This window comes from Clostridioides sp. ES-S-0010-02, assembly GCA_020641055.1.
Lineage (GTDB): Bacteria > Bacillota > Clostridia > Peptostreptococcales > Peptostreptococcaceae > Clostridioides.
On the sequence record CP067345.1, the window covers coordinates 1,329,285 to 1,354,127 of the forward strand.

General features: G+C 29.3%; 20 protein-coding genes and 1 other annotated feature. Of the genes, 18 read left to right on the forward strand and 2 right to left on the reverse strand.

Going from position 1 to position 24,843, the window contains the following annotated elements:
• The first annotated feature begins 7 nt into the window (after positions 1-7).
• The 3 genes from der to JJC01_06280 are packed head-to-tail and all read left to right on the forward strand — an operon-like array spanning position 8 to position 3,025.
• Entirely contained in the window at positions 8-1,327 is a 1,320-nt protein-coding gene (gene der / locus JJC01_06270; protein ID UDN60135.1) for a ribosome biogenesis GTPase Der, read from the forward strand.
• A 33-nt stretch (positions 1,328-1,360) separates the two neighbouring features.
• Positions 1,361-1,975, forward strand: a complete 615-nt coding sequence (gene plsY / locus JJC01_06275) for a glycerol-3-phosphate 1-O-acyltransferase PlsY (GenBank protein ID UDN59456.1) — start codon at positions 1,361-1,363, stop codon at positions 1,973-1,975.
• Between the two features lie 30 nt (positions 1,976-2,005).
• Positions 2,006-3,025 carry an NAD(P)H-dependent glycerol-3-phosphate dehydrogenase gene (locus JJC01_06280; GenBank protein UDN59457.1) on the forward strand — a complete coding sequence of 340 codons (1,020 nt, stop codon included), beginning with the start codon at positions 2,006-2,008 and terminating at the stop codon, positions 3,023-3,025.
• 74 nt (positions 3,026-3,099) lie between these two features.
• Here the strand turns inward: JJC01_06280 and JJC01_06285 are convergent, their stop codons facing one another.
• On the reverse strand, positions 3,100-3,750 hold the full coding sequence (locus tag JJC01_06285; GenBank protein ID UDN59458.1) for a TetR/AcrR family transcriptional regulator: 651 nt from the start codon (positions 3,748-3,750) through the stop codon (positions 3,100-3,102).
• A gap of 318 nt (positions 3,751-4,068) precedes the next feature.
• Here JJC01_06285 and JJC01_06290 point away from each other — a divergent pair, with 318 nt between their 5' ends.
• From JJC01_06290 to JJC01_06325, 8 genes are all read left to right on the forward strand, one after another.
• Positions 4,069-5,208, forward strand: a complete 1,140-nt coding sequence (locus JJC01_06290) for an aminopeptidase P family protein (protein UDN59459.1) — start codon at positions 4,069-4,071, stop codon at positions 5,206-5,208.
• A gap of 50 nt (positions 5,209-5,258) precedes the next feature.
• Positions 5,259-6,677 carry an amino acid permease gene (locus JJC01_06295; protein ID UDN59460.1) on the forward strand — a complete coding sequence of 473 codons (1,419 nt, stop codon included), beginning with the start codon at positions 5,259-5,261 and terminating at the stop codon, positions 6,675-6,677.
• Positions 6,678-6,839: 162 nt separating this feature from the next.
• Positions 6,840-8,135 (forward strand): MFS transporter, encoded by a 1,296-nt coding sequence (locus JJC01_06300; GenBank protein ID UDN59461.1) that lies wholly within the window; start codon positions 6,840-6,842, stop codon positions 8,133-8,135.
• A gap of 170 nt (positions 8,136-8,305) precedes the next feature.
• The gene (gene spoIVA / locus JJC01_06305; protein ID UDN59462.1) at positions 8,306-9,781 is read left to right on the forward strand and encodes a stage IV sporulation protein A; all 1,476 of its coding nucleotides are present in this window, start codon (positions 8,306-8,308) and stop codon (positions 9,779-9,781) included.
• 182 nt (positions 9,782-9,963) lie between these two features.
• Positions 9,964-11,895 (forward strand): hypothetical protein, encoded by a 1,932-nt coding sequence (locus tag JJC01_06310; GenBank protein ID UDN59463.1) that lies wholly within the window; start codon positions 9,964-9,966, stop codon positions 11,893-11,895.
• Positions 11,896-11,961: 66 nt separating this feature from the next.
• Entirely contained in the window at positions 11,962-13,944 is a 1,983-nt protein-coding gene (locus tag JJC01_06315) for a hypothetical protein (GenBank protein ID UDN59464.1), read from the forward strand.
• Positions 13,945-14,228: 284 nt separating this feature from the next.
• Entirely contained in the window at positions 14,229-14,498 is a 270-nt protein-coding gene (locus tag JJC01_06320; GenBank protein ID UDN59465.1) for an ACT domain-containing protein, read from the forward strand.
• Positions 14,499-14,523: 25 nt separating this feature from the next.
• On the forward strand, positions 14,524-15,879 hold the full coding sequence (locus tag JJC01_06325) for a PFL family protein (GenBank protein ID UDN59466.1): 1,356 nt from the start codon (positions 14,524-14,526) through the stop codon (positions 15,877-15,879).
• Between the two features lie 464 nt (positions 15,880-16,343).
• On the opposite strand, the gene JJC01_06330 is transcribed toward JJC01_06325, so the two are convergent.
• Positions 16,344-17,384: a PTS sugar transporter subunit IIC gene (locus JJC01_06330; protein UDN59467.1), complete on the reverse strand. Its 1,041-nt coding sequence runs from the start codon at positions 17,382-17,384 to the stop codon at positions 16,344-16,346.
• A 359-nt stretch (positions 17,385-17,743) separates the two neighbouring features.
• Here JJC01_06330 and JJC01_06335 point away from each other — a divergent pair, with 359 nt between their 5' ends.
• The 7 genes from JJC01_06335 to JJC01_06365 all read left to right on the forward strand — a co-directional run bounded on the left by JJC01_06335 (position 17,744) and on the right by JJC01_06365 (position 24,827).
• Positions 17,744-18,379, forward strand: a complete 636-nt coding sequence (locus JJC01_06335) for a hypothetical protein (protein ID UDN59468.1) — start codon at positions 17,744-17,746, stop codon at positions 18,377-18,379.
• A 9-nt stretch (positions 18,380-18,388) separates the two neighbouring features.
• Positions 18,389-19,093 carry a YggS family pyridoxal phosphate-dependent enzyme gene (locus tag JJC01_06340; GenBank protein ID UDN59469.1) on the forward strand — a complete coding sequence of 235 codons (705 nt, stop codon included), beginning with the start codon at positions 18,389-18,391 and terminating at the stop codon, positions 19,091-19,093.
• A 39-nt stretch (positions 19,094-19,132) separates the two neighbouring features.
• On the forward strand, positions 19,133-19,591 hold the full coding sequence (locus JJC01_06345; GenBank protein UDN59470.1) for a cell division protein SepF: 459 nt from the start codon (positions 19,133-19,135) through the stop codon (positions 19,589-19,591).
• Between the two features lie 18 nt (positions 19,592-19,609).
• A complete protein-coding gene (locus tag JJC01_06350; GenBank protein UDN59471.1) occupies positions 19,610-19,867 on the forward strand; it encodes a YggT family protein in 258 nt (85 codons plus the stop codon).
• Positions 19,868-19,876: 9 nt separating this feature from the next.
• Entirely contained in the window at positions 19,877-20,662 is a 786-nt protein-coding gene (locus JJC01_06355; GenBank protein ID UDN59472.1) for an RNA-binding protein, read from the forward strand.
• Between the two features lie 34 nt (positions 20,663-20,696).
• Positions 20,697-21,224: a DivIVA domain-containing protein gene (locus JJC01_06360; GenBank protein ID UDN59473.1), complete on the forward strand. Its 528-nt coding sequence runs from the start codon at positions 20,697-20,699 to the stop codon at positions 21,222-21,224.
• 173 nt (positions 21,225-21,397) lie between these two features.
• Positions 21,398-21,630, forward strand: a binding site (T-box leader).
• Positions 21,631-21,719: 89 nt separating this feature from the next.
• Positions 21,720-24,827 (forward strand): isoleucine--tRNA ligase, encoded by a 3,108-nt coding sequence (locus JJC01_06365; GenBank protein ID UDN59474.1) that lies wholly within the window; start codon positions 21,720-21,722, stop codon positions 24,825-24,827.
• Positions 24,828-24,843 lie beyond the last annotated feature (16 nt).

A 24,843-nucleotide genomic window follows, 5' to 3' on the forward strand; every position in this document is an offset into this window, starting at 1 on the left:
CATGAGTATAAGTAGGCCAGTTGTAGCTGTAGTTGGGAGACCAAATGTTGGTAAGTCTACAATATTTAATAAATTTGCAGGAAAAAGGATATCAATAGTTGAAGATACACCAGGAGTTACAAGAGATAGAATATTTGCAGAAGTAGAATGGTTAGATAAATATTTTACATTAGTAGATACAGGAGGTATTGAGCCTGATAGCGAAGATATAATATTATCTCAAATGAGAAATCAAGCTATGCTTGCAATGGATATGTCACATGTAATACTTTTTATAGTTGATGGCAAGGCTGGAATAACAGCTGCTGATAAAGAAATTGCTCAGATACTTAGAAAAACAAAAAAACCAGTAATTTTAGTGGTTAATAAAATTGATAGTCAAAGTCAGTTTGATAATATATACGATTTTTATGAATTAGGTTTTGGAACTCCTTTTGGAGTGTCAGGAGCCAATAGTATGGGATTTGGAGACTTATTAGATGAGATAGTTCAAAATTTTCCAGCAGGATTAGATACAGAGTATGAAGAAGATATAATAAGAGTAGCTATAACAGGTAAGCCAAATGCAGGAAAGAGTTCTATACTTAATAAGATATTAGGAGAAGAAAGAGTAATTGTAAGTCCAATTGCAGGAACTACTAGGGATGCAATAGATACTTATTTTGAAAAAAATGGACAGAAGTTTCTTCTTATAGATACAGCAGGGCTTAGAAGAAAGAGCAAAATATATGAGACAATAGAAAAATACAGCGTAATAAGAGCTATGAGTGCTGTAGATAGAGCAGATGTTGTGTTAATAGTTATAGACGCTTTGGAAGGCGTTACAGAACAGGATACAAAAGTTGCAGGTATAGCACATGATGAAGGCAAGGGATGTATATTTGTAGTCAATAAATGGGACTTAATAGAAAAAGATAATAAGACAATGAGTAATTACACAAAAGATATAAAAGAAAAATTCCCATTTATGATGTATGCTCCAATAGTATTTGTTTCTGCAAAGACTAATCAAAGAATGAATAAAATATTAGACACAGTTGAATATGTATCAAATGAGCATTCTAAGAGAATATCAACTTCAGCATTAAATGAAGTAATTGGAGAAGCTGTAATGTTAAATCAGCCACCATCTGATAAAGGTAGAAGATTAAAAATTTACTATGGAACTCAAACAGACATTAGACCTCCTAAAATTACTTTATTTATAAATGACAAGAACTTAACTCACTTCTCATATCAAAGATACCTTGAAAATAAGATAAGAGAAAACTTTGGATTTGAAGGAACTTCTATAAAGTTTGAGTATAGACAAAAAAATAAAAAGTAAATATCTAAAATATAACTAAAGGGGGTAAGTTCAGTGGAAATATTTAGTTATATAATTATTGCTGTAATTGCATACTTATTAGGCAATATATCAACTTCGTATATAGTTGCAAAGCGAATTGCTGGGGTTGATATAAGGACTCAAGGTTCGGGTAATGCAGGCTCGACAAATGTACTTAGAACACTTGGGAAAAGAGCAGGAGCAATGACTTTTTTAGGTGATGTTTTTAAAGGTGTAATTGCTGTTTTGATATCGGAAATTGCAGCAAAGTTGGTTGGTATAGATACTCTTTTAGCTGGATATCTAGCAGTTATATGTGTTGTAGCAGGTCATAATTGGCCAGCAGTTTTAGGATTTAGAGGGGGTAAAGGTGTTGCAACTTCGCTAGGTGCAATGCTTGCTGTAAATCCAGCAATAACATTAATGTGTTTGGCAGTGTTTATATTGGTGGTAATTATAACAAAATATGTCTCATTAGGTTCTGTTGTTGGTATAGGTTGTTCACCAATATTTATGATTATAGCAAAAAATAAAGCAGGGTTAGTTGTAGCTTTGTTTTTAACCATATCAGTAATATATAATCACAGAGCAAATATAAAGCGATTGTTAAATGGGACAGAAAGAAAAATTGGTCAAAAGAAAGAATAGTAAATATATTATACTCAGGTGGTGTTAAACATGGAGAAAGTATGTGTATTAGGTACTGGAAGTTGGGGAAGTGCATTAGCTTTAGGCCTTGCAAATAAAGGTAATGATGTTAGCATGTGGACTCGAAAAGAAGAACAAGCTAAAAAAATAAACAGGACTAAAGAAAATACAGACTATTTACCAGGAGTATTATTTCCACATAATATAACTATAAGTACTGATATAGAAAAAACTATAGAAAATTGCAAAGTAATAGTTTTAGCAGTTCCATCTCAAGCAGTAAGAAGTACTTGTGAAAAAATAAAACCCTTTGTAAAAGCTGGACAGATTATCGTTAATGTAGCAAAAGGTCTTGAAAAAGGCACTGGACTTAGATTGTCTCAGGTATGTGAAGAAGAATTGCCACAAAATCCATATGTAATACTATCTGGTCCATCTCATGCTGAAGAAGTAGCAAGAAATATACCTACTACAGTAGTAGTAGCCTCTAAAGAATTAAAAATAGCACAGAGTATACAGGATTTATTTATGAGCCCTAAACTTAGAGTTTATACAAATCCAGATATAGTTGGAGTTGAACTTGGAGGAGCATTAAAAAATATTATAGCTTTCGGTGCTGGTATATGTGATGGTTTAGGGTATGGTGACAATGCAAAAGCAGCTCTTATGACAAGAGGAATTAGTGAAATGAGTAGACTTGGTACTGCTATGGGAGCTAACATGTCTACATTTGCAGGCCTTTCAGGCATTGGAGATTTAATAGTTACTTGTACAAGCATGCATAGTAGAAATAGAAGAGCGGGTATACTTATAGGTCAAGGTATGAGCTTAGAAGATACATTAAAAGAAGTAAAGATGGTTGTAGAAGGAATAACGGCTACTGAAGTAGCACATGATGTTGCTGAAAAGCTGAATATAGATATGCCAATAACTAATGCTATATATTCTGTGATAACTAAAGGTGCAAATCCTAAAGAAGTTGGAATAGAGCTAATGATGAGAAGTAAAAAGCACGAAATGGAAGAAGTAGTTTTAGGTGATGATATATAAACTTATTGCATAATAAAATAAAAAAATAATAGACGTGTTTTAGCCCTCTTTATATAAAGAGGGCTATTTTAATATTACTTAGCATGTTTTATTATGTATTCAATAGAAGAAATCATTTTCATAGTTAATTCATCATCATTAGAATTTTTTCCTGTGTTCTTTTTTGAGAATAATAGATTTTGATAAAAAGAAATAATTATATCATTGATTATGTCTAAATCTTTAGCTGGTATATATCCAGTATCTACAAGATTGTTCAACAGTATTTTATTTCTTTCTTTTATACTTTTTCCTGTAATCATTAAAGATATATCACTGTCATGAATACCCAAATCTTCTGGAAACATATCATAATATTGTTTTGTTATATAACTAAGCTCATAACTGGACAAGTTAAAAAATACCTGATAAAAAGCTTGGGCATTTTCAAAAGAATGTTTACAAAATAATTTCCACATAATTATATATTTCTTATATTCATCATTTACATTCTCTATACACCTCGAAATATTCAAGTTATAATCTTTAAAATATTTTATAGATGCAAATGATATTAGATGGTCTAAATTTTTAAAGTAGTTGTATAGGGTTGAACTGTTATAGCCAGCCATATCTGCAACCTTACGAAGTGTAATATTTTCTATTCCTTCATTTTCCATAATGTTTTGAGCAGCTTCTATGAAATACATCAATATCCTTTTCTTTTGTAACTCTTTATTTGTCATTTTATTCACCTACAAATAATCAATATAGTTTATATAATCGTGATTTTATCATTAAATTTACCATAAATCAAGAATAATATTCCAAAATATAATGTATACTTGTTATATTTTAGATAATTTAAAATCATAATAATATAAAAAATATTTTAAAATTAAATCATGATTGACAAAATAATCATGATTATGATAAAATAATCACAAATAAATTTAATTTACATACGAATACAACAATTAATAAAAATGTTAATAATTTTAAAATAATATGTTTATCTTTGTTGTGTTGAATAAATTATCTAAATATTGAGAAAGAGGTGCACTATGTCAAATAATATGAGACTAGAAAGATTAAGAAAGTATATGAATGAAAAAAACATTGAAATTGCCCTAATATTTGAACCAGACAACCAATTTTATATTAGTGGATTTAAAGCAATAACTTACTCTAGACCAATTGTAACAGTAGTAACTCAAGATAAAATAGAATTAATAGTACCTGGATTAGAGGAGCTACATGCTAAAGAAGTTGCAAAAGTTGATAATGTATATGTATATTATGAAATACCAGAGATGAAAGAACATGGAATATCACATAAACATTACTTAGATATAATTTTAAATAGATATCCTAAAGGAATAACTGTTGGGATAGAAAAAGATATAGTATCTGCAAGCTTTTCAGAATATATAACTGAGAAATCATTTGCTATTAAAGATGTTGGAAGTAAAATATTTGAAATGAGATATGTAAAAGATGCAAGAGAGATAGAATTTTTAAAGATAGCTGGTTACTTATCTGATATAGGAATAAAAGGTTCTTTGGAAAATGTTAGAGTTGGGATGAGTGAATTGGAATTTGACGTTGCAGGGGATAATGCTTTACTAAAATATGTATCTGAAAATTATCCTGATACATATATCGGATTTGCAAACTGGACTTGTTCAGGCATCGATAGAACAGCACAACCACATTTAGACTCCAATACTAGGATACTTCAAAGAGGAGATATAGTAATACATAGTAGACAGGTTTGGTATGAAAACTATAGAGCAGAAAATGAAAGAACTTTTATTATAGGTAAGCCAACAGAAAGACAAAAAGAAGTATTTAAGATTGCAGTAGAAGCTCAACAAGCTGGATTAGATACAATAAAAGCTGGTATACCAGCAAGAATGGTGGATGAAGCAGCAAGAGCTGTTGTTGCAAAGCATGGTCTAGAGTTATATTCAAATCACAGAATAGGTCATGGTTTAGGTTTATCAGAACATGAGGAACCATATTTAAGATTTGACAATGAATTAATATTAGAAGAAGGAATGGTATTTTCTATGGAACCAGGAATATATATACCTGGAATTGGAGGATTTAGACATTCAGATACAGCAATAGTAGGTAAAAATAGTGCTACAATTATAACTAATTATCCAAGAAGTGTTGAAGAGCTTATACTTGATATTTAAATTAGTACATATGTATGAATTTAAGTAAATTTGAAATTGGAGGAATTACAGTGAAAAAGAAGATTGGATTTTGGGATTTAGTATTTATGAATATATCAGCATTATTTGGGATTAGATGGATAGCTAAATCTACTGCCTCTAGTTTTGGGTTGGGTCTTGGTTCGATACCAGTTTGGTTATTGTTTGCTTTTATATTCTTTGTTCCAGCATCACTTATATGTGCAGAGTTGGCTGCAACATATCCAAAAGATGGTGGACTTGGAGAATGGGTTAAACAGGCTTATGGAGAGAAGTGGGGATTTATGGTGTCATGGTTAAATTGGACATCAAAGATATTTTGGTATTCCTCATTCTTGACATTCTTAGCTATAAATATTGCTTATATGCTTGGAAATCCAGCTCTATCAAACAATAAGATGTTTATTTTAGTGCTTTCACTCATAATATTCTGGATGTTATCCTTAGTAAGTACTCGTGGAATGGCATTTGGAAAATTCTTTACAAATACAGGAGCATTAGGTTCTACAATTCCTGCTATATTACTTATAGTGATGGCATTTATGTCTGTAGTTATTCTCAAAAAAGCTCCATCAGCATCTGTATATACAATCCAAAATATAATACCAAAGATAGATGCTAATTCACTAGTTTCTATATCTGCTATAATATTTGCACTATCAGGAGCTGAAACAACTGCTAATTTCATAACCGAAATGGATAATGCTAAGAAAAACTTCCCTAAAGCTATATTGACAGTAGCTGTTTTAATAGGAGGAATCTATATCCTAGGTTCAGTAGCAATAACAATGATACTTCCTCCAGATGAAATTGCAGCATCGACAGGAATACTAGATGCGCTAGCTAAAGTTGCACAAGATTTAGGAATAGGAAGCTGGTTTATAAGAGTAGTAGCATTTGGGATAACTTTATCAGTACTTGGAGCACTAATACTTTATATAGCAGGTCCAGTAAAGATGCTTTTTGGCAATGTAAAAGAAGGTGTATTTCCTAAGCAATTAACTGTTACAAATAAACACAATATACCATCAAATGCTGTAGTAATTCAAGCTATAATAGTGAGTCTACTTCTTATAGGAACAAATTTACTGCCATCAGTAGATAATATATATAATGTCCTTGTAACTATGACAGCATTAACAGCCTTGTTTCCATATGTATTACTTTTTACGTCATATATAAGACTTAGAAAGACAAGACCAAACGAAGAAAGACCATACTCAATTGCAAAAAGTGATTCAGTTTGTATCAATATAGCCAGAATGGTACTTGTAGTGACTGTAGTAGGGATACTTTTCTCAACAGCACCAGTTATGGAGACTTTAAAGGATAATATAGTCTATGAGATTGAAATGATAGGTGGAGGTCTTTTTGTTATAATAACAGGTTTAATGATATGGAAGAACTATGAAAAGAAGGTATCTAATAATTCTGGAGATTCCTATAAATAAAAATATAATTATTTTAGTGAACTAAAAGCGTATCTCTTTAGTTCACTAAAAATTATGGATAAATTAACTTAACATATCAATAAATCTATAATATATTGAAATGTTAAAAAATCAATAATTAGTTGTCATAAAAATTTATGAGTATTTACATAAGGAGGAAATATGTCAGTTGAAGTGAATAAACCAAGCATTTGGAAAAATTTCAAAGTCTTGATAATACTCTTTGTAGCAGGAGCCTTTATATATGCTTTACCATATTTAAAGAATTATTACTATGACACTTTTGCACAAGCATTTAATCTTACAAATACACAAATGGGGAGTTTAGGAAGCATTTATGGTCTACTTGCAATGGTATCATACCTTTTTGGTGGTTTCTTAGCAGACCGTATTTCAGCCAGAAAACTACTTTCAGGTTCTTTAATTATTACAGGGGTATCTGGTCTTGTATTAACGCTTTATCCTCCATATATTGTTGTATTTTTAATCCATGCTTTATGGGGAATAACAACAATACTTACTTTTTGGCCAGCTCTTGTAAAAGCTGTCAGGATGTTAGCATCTGAAAATGAACAAGGAAAAGCTTTTGGATTTATGGAAAGTGGTCGTGGAATTACCAATGCAATTCATTTATCTATAGTCTTAATATTATTTGGATATATTTCATCAAAAGTAAGTGATAAATCTGGTCTTACAGCTATTATAGTACTGTATTCAGCTATAAATGTAATAGTTGGATTATTAGTATTTTTTAAGTTAAAAGATAATGAAAAAGAGGTATCAGCCAAATTTGATAAAGAAGCTTTCTTTACAGTAATAAAAATGCCTCATACATGGATAATAACAATAATAATGTTTTGCTCATATTCAGCTAATATGTCATTTTATTATTTTACGCCGTATTCAACTGAAGCATTTGGAGCTACTGTAGTATTTGCATCTGCAATATCAATATTAGCTCAGTACTGTAGACCAGTAGCATCAGCTGCTTCTGGATTGCTTGGAGATAAAGTTGGTTCATCAAAGATTATATCTTATGGATTTATACTTATGATTGCAGGACTTTTAGGTGTAATCTTTACACCAACGAAATCTTCTATGATTTATGTACTATTGATTGGATGTGTTGCAATATATGTATCTATGTATGCAATTCAAGGTTTACATTATTCATTACTTGAAGAAGGTAATTATTCACTATCAATATCAGGAACTGCTATAGGTATAGTTGCTACATTAGGATATCTTCCAGAAGTACTTTGTCCTCTAGCAGCAGGAAAGATATTAGATGCATTTCCAGGTGTAACTGGATATAAGTACTACTTCATTGTTCTTACTATAGTAGCCATAATTGGATTGGTGTTTACATTTATATGGATGAATATGACTAAAGAAAGACGTAAAGAGCTTATTGAAATGAATAGTAAGTCAAATGAAAATACTACTAAAGTTAGTTAATATAATACATTACTATTTAGGCTAGCATTATAATTTAATTTACATTGAAATTTGCAAATTTCTATATGTAAACTAAATTAATATTGCTGGTCTTTATTTTTCTATTTTAAGAATATTAACCTCGAAATCTAAATATAATTTAATAAGATTAGATGTATAGGAGGAATAATATGAATAATAACATATACGAAGATATATCCAAAAGGACTCAGGGGGATATATATATTGGAGTAGTGGGGCCTGTAAGAACAGGAAAATCAACTTTTATAAGAAAGTTTATGGAAAAGTTGGTTATCCCAAATATAGACAATGAGTTCAAAAAAGATAGAACAAGAGATGAGATACCTCAAAGTGGTTCAGGCAAAACTATAATGACAGTAGAGCCAAAATTTGTACCAGCAGATGGTGTAGAAATTAAAATAAAAGACACAGTATCTTTAAAAGTGAGAATGGTAGATTGTGTTGGATACATAGTTGAAGGAGCTTTAGGTCATGAGGAAGGTGGAAAGCAAAGATTAGTATCCACTCCTTGGTCACAAGAAGCTATGACATTTGAGAAAGCAGCAGAGATAGGGACTAAAAAAGTTATAAAAGACCATTCTACAATAGGAATAGTTGTCTTGACAGATGGCTCAGTTACTGGTATTGATAGAAAAAGCTATGTAGAGCCAGAAGAGAGAGTTATACAAGAATTAAAAAATCTTAAAAAACCATTTGCTGTAGTTTTAAATACGTTAAGTCCTAGAAGTGAAGAAACAAGTCTGCTTAGAAATGAATTAGAGGAAAAATATGAAGTTCCAGTCCTTCCAATGAATATAGTTGAAATGGAAGATGAGGATATAGAAGAAGTTATGGAAACTGTACTATATGATTTCCCACTTACAGAAATAAGAATAAACTTACCTAAATGGGTGGAAGGTCTTGAGAGAAATCACTGGATAAAAAGTAGTATAATAACAACATTAAAACAGAGCATTATAGATATAGGTAAAATAAGAGATATAGAAGGAATTATGCAAGGTTTCTCTGAGTTAGATTTTTTAGATGATACAGGTGTTGACCATGTAGAGTTAGGGGAAGGTGTCATAAACATTGACTTACAAACAAAGCAAGATTTATTCTATAATGTCCTTGAAGAAAAAAGTGGATTTAAAATTGAAGGGGATTATCAATTACTTAGCCTGATAACTAGACTATCTAAAGTTAAAAATGAGTATGATAAGATAGAAAGCGCTTTAATAGATGCTAAGATAAAAGGATATGGAGTAGTAGCCCCTTCTTTAGAAGAACTTAGCTTGGAAGAACCAGAAATAATGAAACAAGGAAAACAGTATGGTATTAAGTTAAAAGCTAATGCACCATCACTTCACATTATAAAAGCAGATATATCTACAGAAGTTTCTCCTATAGTTGGAAATCAAAATCAAGGTGAGGAGATGATAAAATATCTTATGGAGGTATTTGAAGAGCAACCAGCAGATTTATGGGAATCAAATATGTTTGGGAAGTCACTTCATGATTTAGTAAAAGAACAGCTTCAAAGTAAATTGTATACTATGCCAGAGGAAATAAGAGTCAAGATGCAAAAGACTCTACAAAAAATTGTAAATGAAGGAAGTTCTAATATCATAACTATTTTGTTATAAAAATATAGCTACTTGTTAAAGTAAAATATTTGTTTACTTTAACAAGTAGCTTTTTATTTATAAAAATCAATAAAAGTTTTTATATAAATTGACAATAATTGATAATTGTGGAAAAATTATAATGAGTAAAGTATATTTTTAGACAAGGCTGTTTTAAGCTAAAAAAATTCTAGAGGTGTAGTATGAGAAAGTATGAGATATTTATTTTTGTAAATATAATATTTTTATGTTTTATAAGTTTTCCACATAAAGTCTTTGGACAAGAGGATAATTGCCTTGAAGATTTTAAAATATGGTATCAAGAAAATAAAAACAATACTGGAGAGATGGTCTACACTCTTTCTTGTGATATGGTGATAGATGAAGAATATAGGTTTTTCACTCCAGATGAAGCTAAACTCACAATAGATACTAATAAATATAAAATTTTAATAAAAGACCAAGGGAATTTTATAATTCAAGAAAATGAATTGAATATAGTAGGAGAGGGTGGAGAAGATGGAGTAATACATGTAGAAAAAGGAGGAAGATTAAATATAGGTATAGATAATATAATTGCTACCAACGGAACTGCTTTATATATTGAAGAAGGAGGTTATTTAAGATTTAGTTCATACTATGAAAGTATTGGAAATATAAGGGCAAATGGAAATAATGCTATAGGAATTTATTCTGAAAATGACATTAGAGTGCCATATAAGGATATAGAGGTAAGAGGGAAAAATGCTGTAGGAGTATATTGTAAAGGTGATATTGAGTTGGAAAGTACATCAGTAAGAGCTTATGATAATGACAACAAAACTAGATTATTAAGAAGTTCAGATAAAACTGTTAAATCAATTGTATCAAAAAGTAAAAATATTTATATAATTGATAGTTATAATGAGTTTATACCAGCCATATCTGAAGATTCTGGATATAATATTGTAAAATGTTGTCATAGGGGAATTAATGTATTTAGTGAAGAAATAAAAGTAAGTAAAGATGATAAAATAGAAAATATAAAATTTCCCAAAGATATGATATTAGAAACATCTAGTAGTAATCAAATAGATATAGATGTAGAATGGGATTTTACTGATTATTATGAAAAGCTAAAAAAAGAAGAAAATTTTAGTATAACAGGAAAGTTTAAAACAGAAACATTAAATAAAGAAAAAATTATAATAAATGATGATGTTGTTCCTATTTTGAATATATCTGTTATAGAGAAAAAACCAATAGATAATTTGGAATTGGAATTTCAAAATACAAGAAATGGATATGTAGCTGCTTTGTATTATGACATGCCATATAGTGCAAGTAAAGTTTTTGTTGAATATTCAAGTGACGGAATAAATTGGATATCTGAAGAACAGGAGGATATTAGAGACCAAGCTATACTTTTCTTTGAAGATTTTAAGCTGCGTTGTTTTAGAGTAAGAGTGGAAGGAGGATTAAAAGAAGGGTATTCAAATATAGTTTTTAAACCAGGATTTATAACGGGAGGTGGCGATAGCCAAGAGACACCAGATGATGAACAGGAAAATGATGATATTGATGGAGACCGTGGTGGTGGCGGTAGAGATGACCCAGATAGAGAAGATTCTGAGATTATTGGAGATACAAATGACAATAATGAGAATGAAGCTATTGATAAGCAAAGACCTGAAGATTCTAATAAAGATACAGAATCTAATGATGAAGAAAAAGACAATAAACTTCAGCAAGATGAAAAAAATGATAAGTCAGATGAAAAAGATATTAAGACAGAGAATGAAACAAACAAAAACATTAATAATCAAGACAAAAACTTTAAAAGCAATGATTTAATCATGAAAAATAAAATTGAAAGTAGTTTAAAGGAAATATTAACAGAAAGTCATAATGAAAATTATAAATCTCCTCAAAATACATTTAATGACGATAATGCCTTAAATCGAGAAGATACTTCTGAAGTAGGTAAGTTTAATGATAAATTAGACTCTCCTTCTCAATCACAGAATAAAACTCAAAATTTTAATAGTGGAATTATCATTGGAATTGGAATTGTAGTTTTAAGCATGCTATGTTCAATAATAGCAGTAAATCCTGGTATCATAAAGTATATAAATAAATTTATAAAATTTAAATAGTAAAATAAGTAAAATTGTTTAAAATAACTCAATTTTATTTGATAAGAGAATTAGTAGGAGAAAAATATGAGCAAAACAAACAAAGCTTTTATTCTTATAAATTTGTTAATTATGATTTTTGCACTTTTCCCAAATAAGAGTTTTTCCCAAGAAAATAATTGTCTGAATGATTTTAAAAGTTGGATTTTGAAAAATGAATATAATAATAAAAAAATAGTTTACACTCTTTCTTGTGATATGGTAATAGATGGTTATTTTGAACTTAGTATTCCATATGGAACTAAGATTACAATAGATACCAATAAGTATAAAATACTCATAAAAGATAAAGGGAACTTTTTTATCAATGGGAATGAATTAAATATAATTGGAGAAGGTGAAACAGACGGTGTAATTCATGTAGAACGAGGAGGAAAGCTAAGGATAGGGATAGATAATATAACTGCTTTAAATGGAACTGCTTTGTATGCAGAAGAAGAAGCTGATTTAATTATAGATACATATTATGGTGAGGTTGGAAACATAAAAGCAAGTGGAGAAAACGCTATAGGAATTTATTCGGAAAATAATGTTAGAGTAGACTGTAAAACGATTGAAGTTGATGGAGAAAATGCTATAGGAATTTATTCTAAGGGAGAAGTCGAAATAGAGGATACTTCAGTAATTGTCAATGATGATAATAAACAGCAAAGTTTAGGGTTAAGAAGTAACAATAAAAAAGGACAGTCAATTGTATCAGAGATCAAGAATGTCTATATTATAGGAGAGCAAAATACAATAATGCCAGATATACCTCAAGATGATGATTATAATATTATAAGGTGTAATTGCAGAGGTATTGGAGTCTTTGAAGAGGAAATAATGATAACAAAAGAAGATAAAATAGAAGATTTAAAATTTCCTCAAACTGTAACTTTAAAAACTTCTAGTGGAAAGTTTAAAAGGTTAGATGTGGACTGGGATTTATCAAATTACTATACTGATTTAAATAAAAATGCAGAGTTCGTGATAAAAGGAAAATTTAAAGAAGAATATCTAAATGAAAATAATATAGTGCTAAATCATAATGTTGCGCCTATTTTATATGTTCATGTTACAAATAAAGGACCTATAAACGATTTAGAAGTATCTTTTATAAACTCAAAAAAGGGTTATTCAGCTATTTTAGATTACAGTATGCCATATAATGCCAAGAAGGTATTTGTAGAATATTCTGATGATGGTATAAATTGGGTAAGCAAAGAATTAAATTATATTAGTAACCAAACTATACTTGATTTTGAAGATTTTAAATTGAGATGTTTTAGAGTAAATGTAGAAGGTGGATTAAGGGACGGATATTCAAATATATTTTTAAAACCAGGATTTGTGATGGGTGGAGGCAATGGTCAGATGACACCAGAAGATGACCGAGACGTTATTATAGATGGAGGTGATCGTGGAGGTGGTGGTAGAGATGACCCAGATAGAGATGGCAGTAGTGAAAATGAGGGTAATAACAATAAAAATAAAGAAGAAGATAATAATGAAAATAAAGAAAATACTGACAATGGTAGTAATGAAAATAATGATTCTAATGGAGGAAAACCAAATGATTCAGAAGATAACATAGGACCAAGTGCTGGTGGTGTCGATAATAAAAATCATCAAAATAATAAAGAAAATACTGATATAAATGCTGATAAAGAAAATGATTATGAGTATAAAAATAAATTTAATAGTAAAAATTTAATGATAGAAGATGATAGCAATTGTAATTTAAAACAGAAATCAGTATTTAGCAATAATAATCAATATTTCTCTTATGGAGAGGCTTTTGTAAACGGAAATAAAGAAATAAACAATGAAAAATCAGGAGTAAATAATTATGATGAAATAGCAAATGACAATGAGAATCTTAAATCTATATTTAAAAAATATAATTTAAATAGAGAGATTTTCTTTTTACTTTGTATATTAACTCCAACTATGATTGTTTCTATATTAGCTGTAAATCCAAGTGTAAGAAAAAATGTAATAGAATTCATACAAATAAAAAATAATTTTTAAAAAGGTATTATTTAGTAAATTATAAAGCTACTAAGTAATGCCTTTCATTATTATGAAAACTATATATAACTATTAATAAAATGATATATAATATACAGTTTGGTTAAATAGTATAAAAATAATAGAATATTGAAAAAAAATTGACAAATGAATATATAGGTATTAAAATATATTAAATATATACATAAAAAGTGATTTACCAACAAATAAATGAAATATATGTTAGCAACTAGTTCAATTTGTAAAAATGTAAGATTTATAAAAAAATAAGGGAGGATATTATTATGAGAGCAATTTTAACAGTGATTGGAAAGGATAAACCAGGTATAGTAGCAGGAATTAGTGATGAGCTATACAAGCAAAATATTAATATAGTAGATATTTCACAAAAAATACTTCAAGAATATTTTACAATGATTATGGTAGTTGATTTAGAAAAAGCATTAAATTCTTTTGAGCAAACGGTTGAAGATTTAATTGAAAGAGGAAAGAAATTATCAGTAGATGTAAAAATTCAAAGAGAAGAAATCTTTAATTCAATGCATAATCTGTAGTAAATAGTAAGGGGAGGTGATAACAGTGAATGTAGGAAATATACTTGAAACAATCAAGATGATAGATGAAGAACAGTTAGATATAAGAACTATAACTATGGGGATTTCATTACTAGATTGTATAGACCCTGATGGAGATAAAGCGAGAGAAAAAATATATAATAAAATTATGAATTCTGCTAAAGACTTAGTAAAAGTTGGTAAGGATATAGAACGTGAATTTGGTATTCCAATTGTAAATAAAAGAGTATCAGTAACTCCAATATCCATTATTGCAGGTGCAACAGATGAAGAAGATTATGTGAAATTCGCACAGACATTAGATAAAGCAGCAGAGGATTTAGGAATAGACTTTATTGGTGGATTCTCAGCATTGGTTCAAAAGGGATATACAAAAGGTGATAAGATATTAATTAAATCAATTCCAAGAGCTTTGGCAAGTACTAATAAGGTATGTGCTTCAGTAAATGTAGGTTCTACACGATGTGGTATAAATATGGATGCAGTAAAAGAAATGGGAGAAATTATAAAAGAAACTGCAGAAATGACAAAAGATGCAAAAGGATTTGGTTGTGCAAAACTAGTAGTATTTTGTAATGCAGTAGAAGATAATCCATTTATGGCAGGAGCATTCCATGGTGTTGGTGAAGCAGATAGAATTATCAATGTTGGTGTAAGTGGTCCTGGTGTTGTTAAGAGAGCTTTAGAAAAGGTAAAAGGAGAGCCATTTGATGTTGTTGCAGAAACTGTTAAAAAGACAGCATTTAAAATTACAAGAGTTGGACAACTTGTAGCGAAAGAAGCTTCTAGTAGACTAAATGTTCCATTTGGAATAATAGACCTATCATTAGCCCCTACACCTGCAATTGGAGATTCAGTAGCAAATATATTAGAAGAGATGGGACTTGAAGTTGTTGGTACTCATGGTACTACAGCAGCACTAGCTCTTTTAAATGATGCAGTTAAAAAGGGTGGAGTTATGGCATGTTCACATGTTGGAGGACTCAGTGGAGCGTTTATACCAGTATCTGAAGATGCAGGTATGATTGATGCTGTTATTAAGGGTGCTTTAAGTATAGATAAACTTGAAGCTATGACTGCAATTTGTTCTGTAGGTCTTGATATGATAGCTGTGCCAGGAGATACTACAGCAGGTACACTTGGAGCTATGATAGCTGATGAAGCAGCAATAGGTATGATTAATAATAAGACTACAGCAGTTAGAATTATACCAGCACCAGGATGTGATGTAGGTGATATGGTCGAGTTTGGAGGTCTTTTAGGACGAGCACCAGTAATGCCTATAAATAAAAATTCATCTGAACTGTTTACTCAAAGAGGAGGAAGAATTCCAGCTCCTATACATTCATTTAAAAACTAAGTACATTACATATAATAATATTCAAATAAAGATTTATATGACAGAATTAAAGTTGTCTATGTGAGTCTATATATTGAAAGATTATAATTAAAATAATAAATTTTAAAATTTTTGTTGAGATTGTGATAACAACAAAGCGATACATAGACTTTTTAAAAGGTCATGTATCGCTTTTATTTTTTAATATTATCTAATTATTAAATAGAACTTTTTATGTACCTTAAAAGTTATGATATCTAATAGTAATAAATTATACTAACATTTATTTTTAATACATCAACTAAATAAAAAACTAAATAAAAAGTAAATTAAAAAAATAAAAAACTATCTAAATATTTAACACACATAATAATCATAAATAAATATAAAAATAAAACGCTTGCAATTAATAAAATTGCCTACAATATAAAACTTTATCATTTAAAATATTAACTTAAAATATTAATTTATAAATCTTATTATTTTTAAGCAATTTCTTTTTCTACATCAGTACCACGTATTTCACCAGCAGTAAGAACTTTAAAAGTACTGAATATTTTCGAGCCTAAAAATCCTGCAGCTACATTAAATAAGGCACATAAGCCAGCTGTTATGAGTACTTGATTAACTGGATTATAGGCAAACATTATAGCAAATCCAGCTACAGGTGTAGCTGTACCTGGAGTCATATTTACAAGACCCATCAAAGCTACAATGATACCAGAAAAAGCACCTCCAAAGAAATTAGTACAATATATAGGTATTGGATTTGCCGAAATTATGTCTGATTGAGTCAATGGTTCAATAGCAACAGATATAATATCTTTTTTAGATCCTAACTTCAATCTTGCAAATAATGTTGAGTTCATAAAAGCTGAACCAAAAGCACCTAATGCTCCTATTGCCATAGGAAGACCAGTAAGACCAATTATAGACGTAAGCGCCATTGAACTAAGTGGAGATGTACCAACTACTGTTATTAAGCCTCCTAATATAATTCCCATTACTATAGGACTAATATTAGTAGCCTCTATTAAAACTTGTCCGATTTGTAGTAGTGTACTATTAACTAATGGGTCTACATTTGATGCTATAAGACGAGATAGTGGTGCACATAGAAGGATTACAACTACTAAATCCACTCCAGGTGGTACCTTTTTCTCTATAAACTTAATTAAGAAAGAAACAAAGTATCCAGCAACGAATCCAGATAATATAGAAAAATCTAAACATGATAATCCTATTAAAACAGCATAAACTGGAGATACACCAAGAGCTAATGGCACAAGTATAGCAGCAGCAACTCCACCAAGGCTACCATTAGCGGCTCCAACACTTCTAAAAAATTCCATACCTAAAACGTCGCCAAGTAAAGAAAGATTGAATGCCTCGACTAAGAAAGTAGCACAAGCAGCACTTGCAAGAGCTCCCATAGCTTTCATACCATATGGAGCTTTGTAACTAAAAATTGTGAAACAACATAGAACCAATAAAAGTAAACCTGTTCCTAATAAAATTTCTGACATAAGAAAATCCTCCTTGTATTTTTTTTAGGACATAAACTTTTGCTTATGATAACGTTATCCTAATGTGTAAATAATTAACTAATTAATGACAACAGAACAAAAGTAATTTTAAATTTTAATTGGTTTTATATTGTATCTAAAAATAAAAATAACTATAAAGGTATATAAAGCAAGTTTAAAATCTAAGTTAAACTTATACTTTACAATATAATTATATATAAATAATACAATCTTGTATAGGAAGATTGATAAAAAATAAATTTAATATGAAAAAAAACAATTATTATCATATAAAAAAGGAATAAACCTTTTTTAGAAGAAGTATTTATAATGAAAGAAATTATATAGGGGGAGAGTCTTTGAAAAAGGTTAAATATACCAGATTAGTGATACTTGGTATTCTTATATATTTAGTATTTAATATTTTAGTAATGATTATTAGTAAGAATGTAGATACATTAGTATTAAAATCTGAAGTAGTCGATGCAAAAATTAGTACAGAAGGTACTCTAGAAAAAGACTTTAATGACCAGAGTAGTTATTTATCAATATATGTTGATAAAGAAGATTATAAAAGATTTGAAAAAAATCAAGATGTCGTAATTGAATATGACAAACAAAAAATAGATGCAAAAGTTTACAAAATATATAAAAATAATAATAAAATAATGGTAAAATTAAAAATAAGTAACCAAATTATTGGAAATCAGGATACAAGTGTCGAAGAATTTGATATAATATATAATCAGATGGAATGTTTAAAAATACCTAAAACTTCTATAAAAACAAAAGACAATAAACGTGGTGTATATGTAATTGATGAACAATCACAAAGTGTAAAATTTGTCATACTAGAAGGGATAACTTATGAAAATGAATCTTCTGTATTTGTGGATTATTATAAAAATGACATAAATGGAGTTAAAAGTGTTAATCTATATGACAAAATAATTTTAAGACCTAACAAAATAAACACAAATATAAGGATAAAGTAGGTGATAATAATGGGTTCTGTTAAAGAGAATTTATCTGAAATAAGAAGTAAAATTGATGAAGCTGCAAAAAAAGTAAATAGAGATAGTAAAGAAATTACTCTTTTAGCAGTTACTAAAACTGTTGATGTAGATTTAGTTAATGAAGCAATGGAAGAAGGAATTACTTCTGTTGGTGAAAATAAACCTCAAGAATTAGCTAGAAAGTATGATATTATAGGTGACAAACTAAATTGGCACTTAATAGGAACTTTGCAAACAAATAAAGTTAAGTACATAATAGATAAAGTTTGTATGATACATTCTTTAGATAGAGTCGCATTATGCGAGGAAATTCAAAAACGGGCTGAGCAAATAAATAGAGAAATAGATTGCTTAGTACAAGTGAATATATCTAAAGAAGAATCTAAACATGGACTTGATAAAGGAGAAGTTATAGATTTTGTCAAAGAAGTGTCAGAAAAATATAAAAATATAAAAATAAAAGGTCTAATGACAATGGCACCTTTTGTAGCAGATGAAGATGAAATAAGAGGTGTATTCAAAGGTCTTAAAGATTTATCAACACAAATAAAAGAATTAAACATATCTAATGTAGGTATGGATGTTTTATCAATGGGAATGAGTCACGATTATGAAATTGCTATAGAGGAAGGGGCTACCATTGTTAGAGTTGGAACATCAATCTTTGGAGAAAGAAATTACAATAAAAAATAATTACTCAAATCTGAATAAATTCTAAGGAGGAAGTTAATAATGTCAAATGGAATAATATCTAAATTTAAGAACTGGATAGTTGATGAAGATGAAGATTATGTTGAAGATGAATATGAAGGTGGTATGGAAGATATAGTTCAAGAGGAAGAAATAAATGGAGGATTTAGTGCTGCAAAGGCAAATAAAATTGTAAATTTACATACAACTTCTCAAATGAAAGTTGTAATAGTTGAACCTAAAGTTTATGATGAAGCTGCAACTATAGCAGACCATCTAAAACAAAGAAGGGCAGTTATAGTGAATTTGGAAGGATTGACTAATTCTGAAGTTCGTAAATCTATATTTAATTTTATGAATGGAGCGGTTTATGTTTTAGATGGAAGTATACAAAAGGTTTCTAAGTCAATATTTATACTAGCTCCTAATAATGTAGATATAGATGCAAATATGAAAAAAGAATTAGAAAGCAAAGCATTCTTCCCTTGGCAAAATAAATAGTAAAAAGGCGGTTAATGTATGGGAACAATAAGAATTGCACTATATTATCTTTTAGACATAATAGCATGGATGATAGTTATAAAAAGCTTGATGACTTGGTTTCCAAATGGAAGACAAAGCAAAATTTTTGAGATTTTAGAAAATCTTACAGAGCCAATAGAAGGTCCAATCAGGTCTATAATGTACAAATACACAAATGGGCCGATAGATTTTTCTCCTTTAATTGCAATAGTATTATTGATGTTCCTAAGACAATTAGTATTGGTTATATTCTAAGGTGATAACATGGACAAATTGAAATTGACAAATCACATAAAGGATGTAGACTTGAAAAATAAAATGTTTAAAGTAATAGACAAGGCTAATAGTTGTATAAAAAACTATGATGTTAAGTCTACTGAGTTTCTTAATCCATATGAAGTGAGAAATGCTGTAGATATATTAAATTCTACTAATGAAATAAAATACAGTGTGGATGGAGGTTATGAACAAGCTGAAAGAAGCACTGTATTTATTTATCCATTTTACATGGAATATGAGGATATAGAAGATACTCTTAGATTTTTACAAATAGAAGGAAATTTTAAATTTAAAAGTATATCTCATAAAGATTATTTAGGAGCAATTTTGAATCTAGGTATAAAAAGAGACAAAATTGGAGATATAATTATACATGATAGTTTTTGTCAAGTAGTTGTAAGTAGTGATATTTGTGATTTTATAATCATAAATTTAGAGAAAGTTTCAAGAAATAGTGTAATTGTAAAGGAAATTTCCAGAGAAAATATTGTTAATAGTTCTTCAAAATATAAAGAAGTATCATTTACAGTATCTTCAGATAGGTTAGATTGTATCATAAGTAGTCTTTACAATATATCTAGGCAAGATAGTGCAAAATACATAAATGGAGAAAAAGTCCATGTCAATTATGAAAAGATAACTTCAACTTCTAAAATAATTAAAAATGATGATTTAATTTCTATTAGAGGTAAAGGAAGAGCTAAAGTAACACAAATAGGAGATATTACTAAAAAAGGAAGAATAAAAGTTCAAGCAAAATTAATTGTATAAGGACTAATTAAAATTATAGCTGGGAGGAAATGTAATGCTAACTCCAATTGAGATAGAAAATAAAGAGTTTAAAAAAGGTTTAAGAGGTTATAGAGATGAAGAAGTTGATGAGTTTTTAGATATTATCAAAGAAGATTATGAATCTCTATGTAGAGAGAATACAGCTCTTAAAGAAAAATTAGGATTATATCAAGATCAAGTAAATAAATATGAAAATATTGAAGAAACACTAAAAGCTACTTTAATAACTGCTCAAAGTGCAGCAGAAGACACTTGTAGTGCAGCAAATAAAAAGGCTAAGATAATCGTTGAAGAAGCAGATTTAAAGGCTAGACAAATTATAGAACAAGCTAATAATCGTGTTATAGAGATAAGAAAAGAGTACGATGCTTTAGTTAAAGAATTTAAGATATTTAGAAATAAATTTAAATCATTGTTAGAAGATGAAATAAGAAGTGTCGATGAGATTTTTTATGATGTAGATGAAAAATGTGTAAATGCATTTGAAGGTACATCAGTGTATAATTATAGTAATGATGAAGCTGCTACAACTTTAGAATAAACAATAATTTTACTGGATTTTAGGTAGAATTATTGTTTAAGTTTGAGAATACTATAACAAAAACAAAAAATAGGATAAATATGTAAGAAAAATATAAATTATTATATTTTTCAAAAATATATTGACTATTCAAATTATTTGTTATAGAATTTCATATAAACACAGATAAATTTTTAAAAGCGTTGATAGAGACAATTATCTTTAGATAATTTTACAGAGAATTGGGTATGCTGAGAACCAAGGAATTTATAAAGATGAGAATCACTCTTGAGCTGCAGGCTGAACGATTAAACTTTATTAAGCTGTGCCGGTTAGTGCCGTTATACTATTAGAGTGTTATATGTGACTATTGTTAAGTTCACATATAGAATTAGGGTGGTAACGCGATTGATAACTCGTCCCTTTGTTTAAAGGGGACGAGTTTTTTATTATTCAAATTTACGTAAAAGAATAAAAACTTTGGAATTATAATAACTGTAGGAAAGGGTGATTTACATGGCAAAATTTAAGCCATTGGTGGACAGTTCTGTGAAACAAGCAGAAGCACAAGTTTTTGACTATTGGAAAGACATAGATATACTTGAAAAAACTCTAGAAAAAGGTAAAGACGACCCAAGTTTTGTATTTTATGAAGGACCTCCAACAGCTAATGGAAATCCTGGAGTACATCACGTTTTATCTAGAACACTTAAAGATTCTGTTTGTAGATATAAAACAATGTCTGGTTATCAAGTAAAGAGAAAAGCTGGTTGGGATACACACGGATTGCCAGTTGAAATACAAGTAGAAAAAGAATTAGGTCTTACTAGCAAGCAACAAATAGAAGAATATGGAATAGCTGAATTTAACCAAAAATGTAGAGAGTCAGTTTTCTCATTTGAAAAACAATGGAGAATAATGACTGAGAGAATGGCTTATGAAGTTGACTTAGATAATCCATATATAACTTTAGATAATAACTATATAGAATCTGTATGGTGGATATTGAATAAGTTCAATAAAGAAGGATATATATATGAAGGGCATAAAATACTTCCTTATTGCCCAAGATGTGGAACTGGTCTTGCTAGTCATGAGGTTGCACAAGGATATAAAGAAGTAAAGACAAATACAGTTGTAGCTAAATTTAAGAAAAAAGATGCTGATGAATATTTCTTAGCATGGACAACTACTCCATGGACTTTACCATCAAATGTTTCATTAACAGTGAATGCTGATGTTGATTACTTAAAAGTTAAAAAAGGTGATGAGGTATATTATGTATCTAAACCTTTAGCTAATAAAGTACTAGGTGAAGACTATGAAGTTTTAGAAGAAATGAAAGGTAAAGATTTAGAAGGCTTAGAATATGAACAATTAATGCCTTTTGTAGAAGTTGATAAAAAAGCATTTTTCATTACAGTAGGAGATTATGTAACTACTGAAGATGGTACTGGAATAGTTCATACAGCACCAGCATTTGGTGAAGATGACTACAATACAGGTAAAAGATACGATTTACCAGTTGTACAGCCAGTAGATGAAACTGGTAAATTTACAACTACTCCTTGGGAAGGTAGATTTGTAATGGAAGATGGGCTAGATGTTGAAATAATAAAATGGCTAGCTTCTGAAAATAAACTATATAGTAAAGAAAAAGTAGTTCATAATTATCCACATTGTTGGAGATGCCAAACTCCACTTGTGTACTATGCAAAACCAAGCTGGTATATAGAAATGACTAAGCTTAAGGATAAATTAATAGAAAATAATAATGGTGTAAAATGGTTCCCAGGCTTTGTAGGTGAAAAGAGATTTGGAAACTGGTTAGAAAATCTAAATGACTGGGCAATATCAAGAACTAGATATTGGGGAACTCCACTTCCTATATGGAGATGTGAATGCGGTCATACAGATTCAGTTGGTTCAAGAGCAGAATTAGCTGAAAAAGCTATAGAAGATGTAAACCCAGAAACTGTAGAACTTCATAGACCATATGTAGATGATATACACTTGAAGTGTGAAAAATGTGGAAAACCAATGACAAGAGTAACAGAAGTTATAGATTGCTGGTTTGATAGTGGAGCTATGCCATTTGCACAACACCACTATCCATTTGAAAACAAAGAAAACTTTGATGAGCTATTCCCAGCTGATTATATATCAGAAGGTATAGACCAAACTAGAGGTTGGTTCTACTCATTACTTGCAGTATCAACATTTGTATTAGGAAAAGCACCGTATAAGAGTGTCTTAGTTCCAGACCTTGTACTTGATAAAGATGGAAAGAAAATGAGTAAATCAAGAGGAAATACAGTAAATCCTATGCAGTTGTTTGATCAATATGGAGCAGATGCGCTAAGATGGTATTTACTATATGTTTCTCCACCATGGACTCCAACTAAATTTGATATGGATGGATTAAAAGAAATCCAAAGTAAATTTATAGGTACTATGAAAAATGTATATAACTTCTTTACTTTATATGCAAATACAGATGATATAAATCCAACTGAATTCTTTGTAGAATACAAAGATAGACCAGAACTTGACAGATGGATACTATCTAAATTCAATAATTTAATGAAAGATGTAGAAGAAAATTTAGAGATATTTGAATTAAATAAAACTTTAAGAATGATACAAGATTTCATAAATGATGATTTATCTAACTGGTATATAAGACGTTCAAGAAGAAGATTCTGGGCAACTGAATTAACAGAAGATAAAAAAGCTGTATACAATACAACTTATGAATTATTACATGGACTTTGCAGAGCTATAGCACCATTTGCTCCATATATGTCAGAAGAAATGTATAGAAACCTAACTGGAGAAGTATCTGTTCATTTAGCTGAATATCCTAAGTTTAATGAGAGTTTAGTTGATACTAAATTAGAAGAAAAAATGGATTTAGCTAAGAATCTAGTTACTTTAGGTAGAGCTTCAAGAGAAGTTGAGAGAATAAAAGTTCGTCAACCATTACAAAAAGTATTAGTAGATGGTAAATTTGAAGACACAATAAGTGATGTAGTTGATTTAATAAAAGAAGAGCTTAATGTTAAAGAGGTAGTATTTGCTAAAGATTTAGATGAATATATGAACTTTAGCCTAAAACCAAACTTTAAAGAAGCTGGACCAATATTAGGCGCTAAGATGAACTTATTTGTAGGAGCATTAAACAAGTTAAATGCACATGAAACTGCTAATAAACTTGAAAATGGTGAAACTTTAACAGTTGATTTAAATGGAGAAGCATTTGAATTTAATAAAGACTTAGTATTAATAGGTATAACTGCTAAAGAAGGATTTAATGTATCTGTTGAAAATAATCTTTTTGTTATACTAGATACTAAATTAACTGATGAGTTAGTTGATGAAGGATATGCTAGAGAATTTATATCTAAAGTACAACAATTGAGAAAATCTAATAACTTTGAAGTACTAGACAACATAGTAATAGATTACTGTGGTGATGATGAGATTGCTAAAGCTGTTGAGCATTTTGATGAATACATCAAGTCTGAGACTTTAGCTTTAGAAATAAATAGAGTGGATGATAAATCTTTAGAAGAACAAAACTTAAATGACCATATGACAGGTATAAAAGTTACAAGAAAATAAAAAATAACAAGCTGTT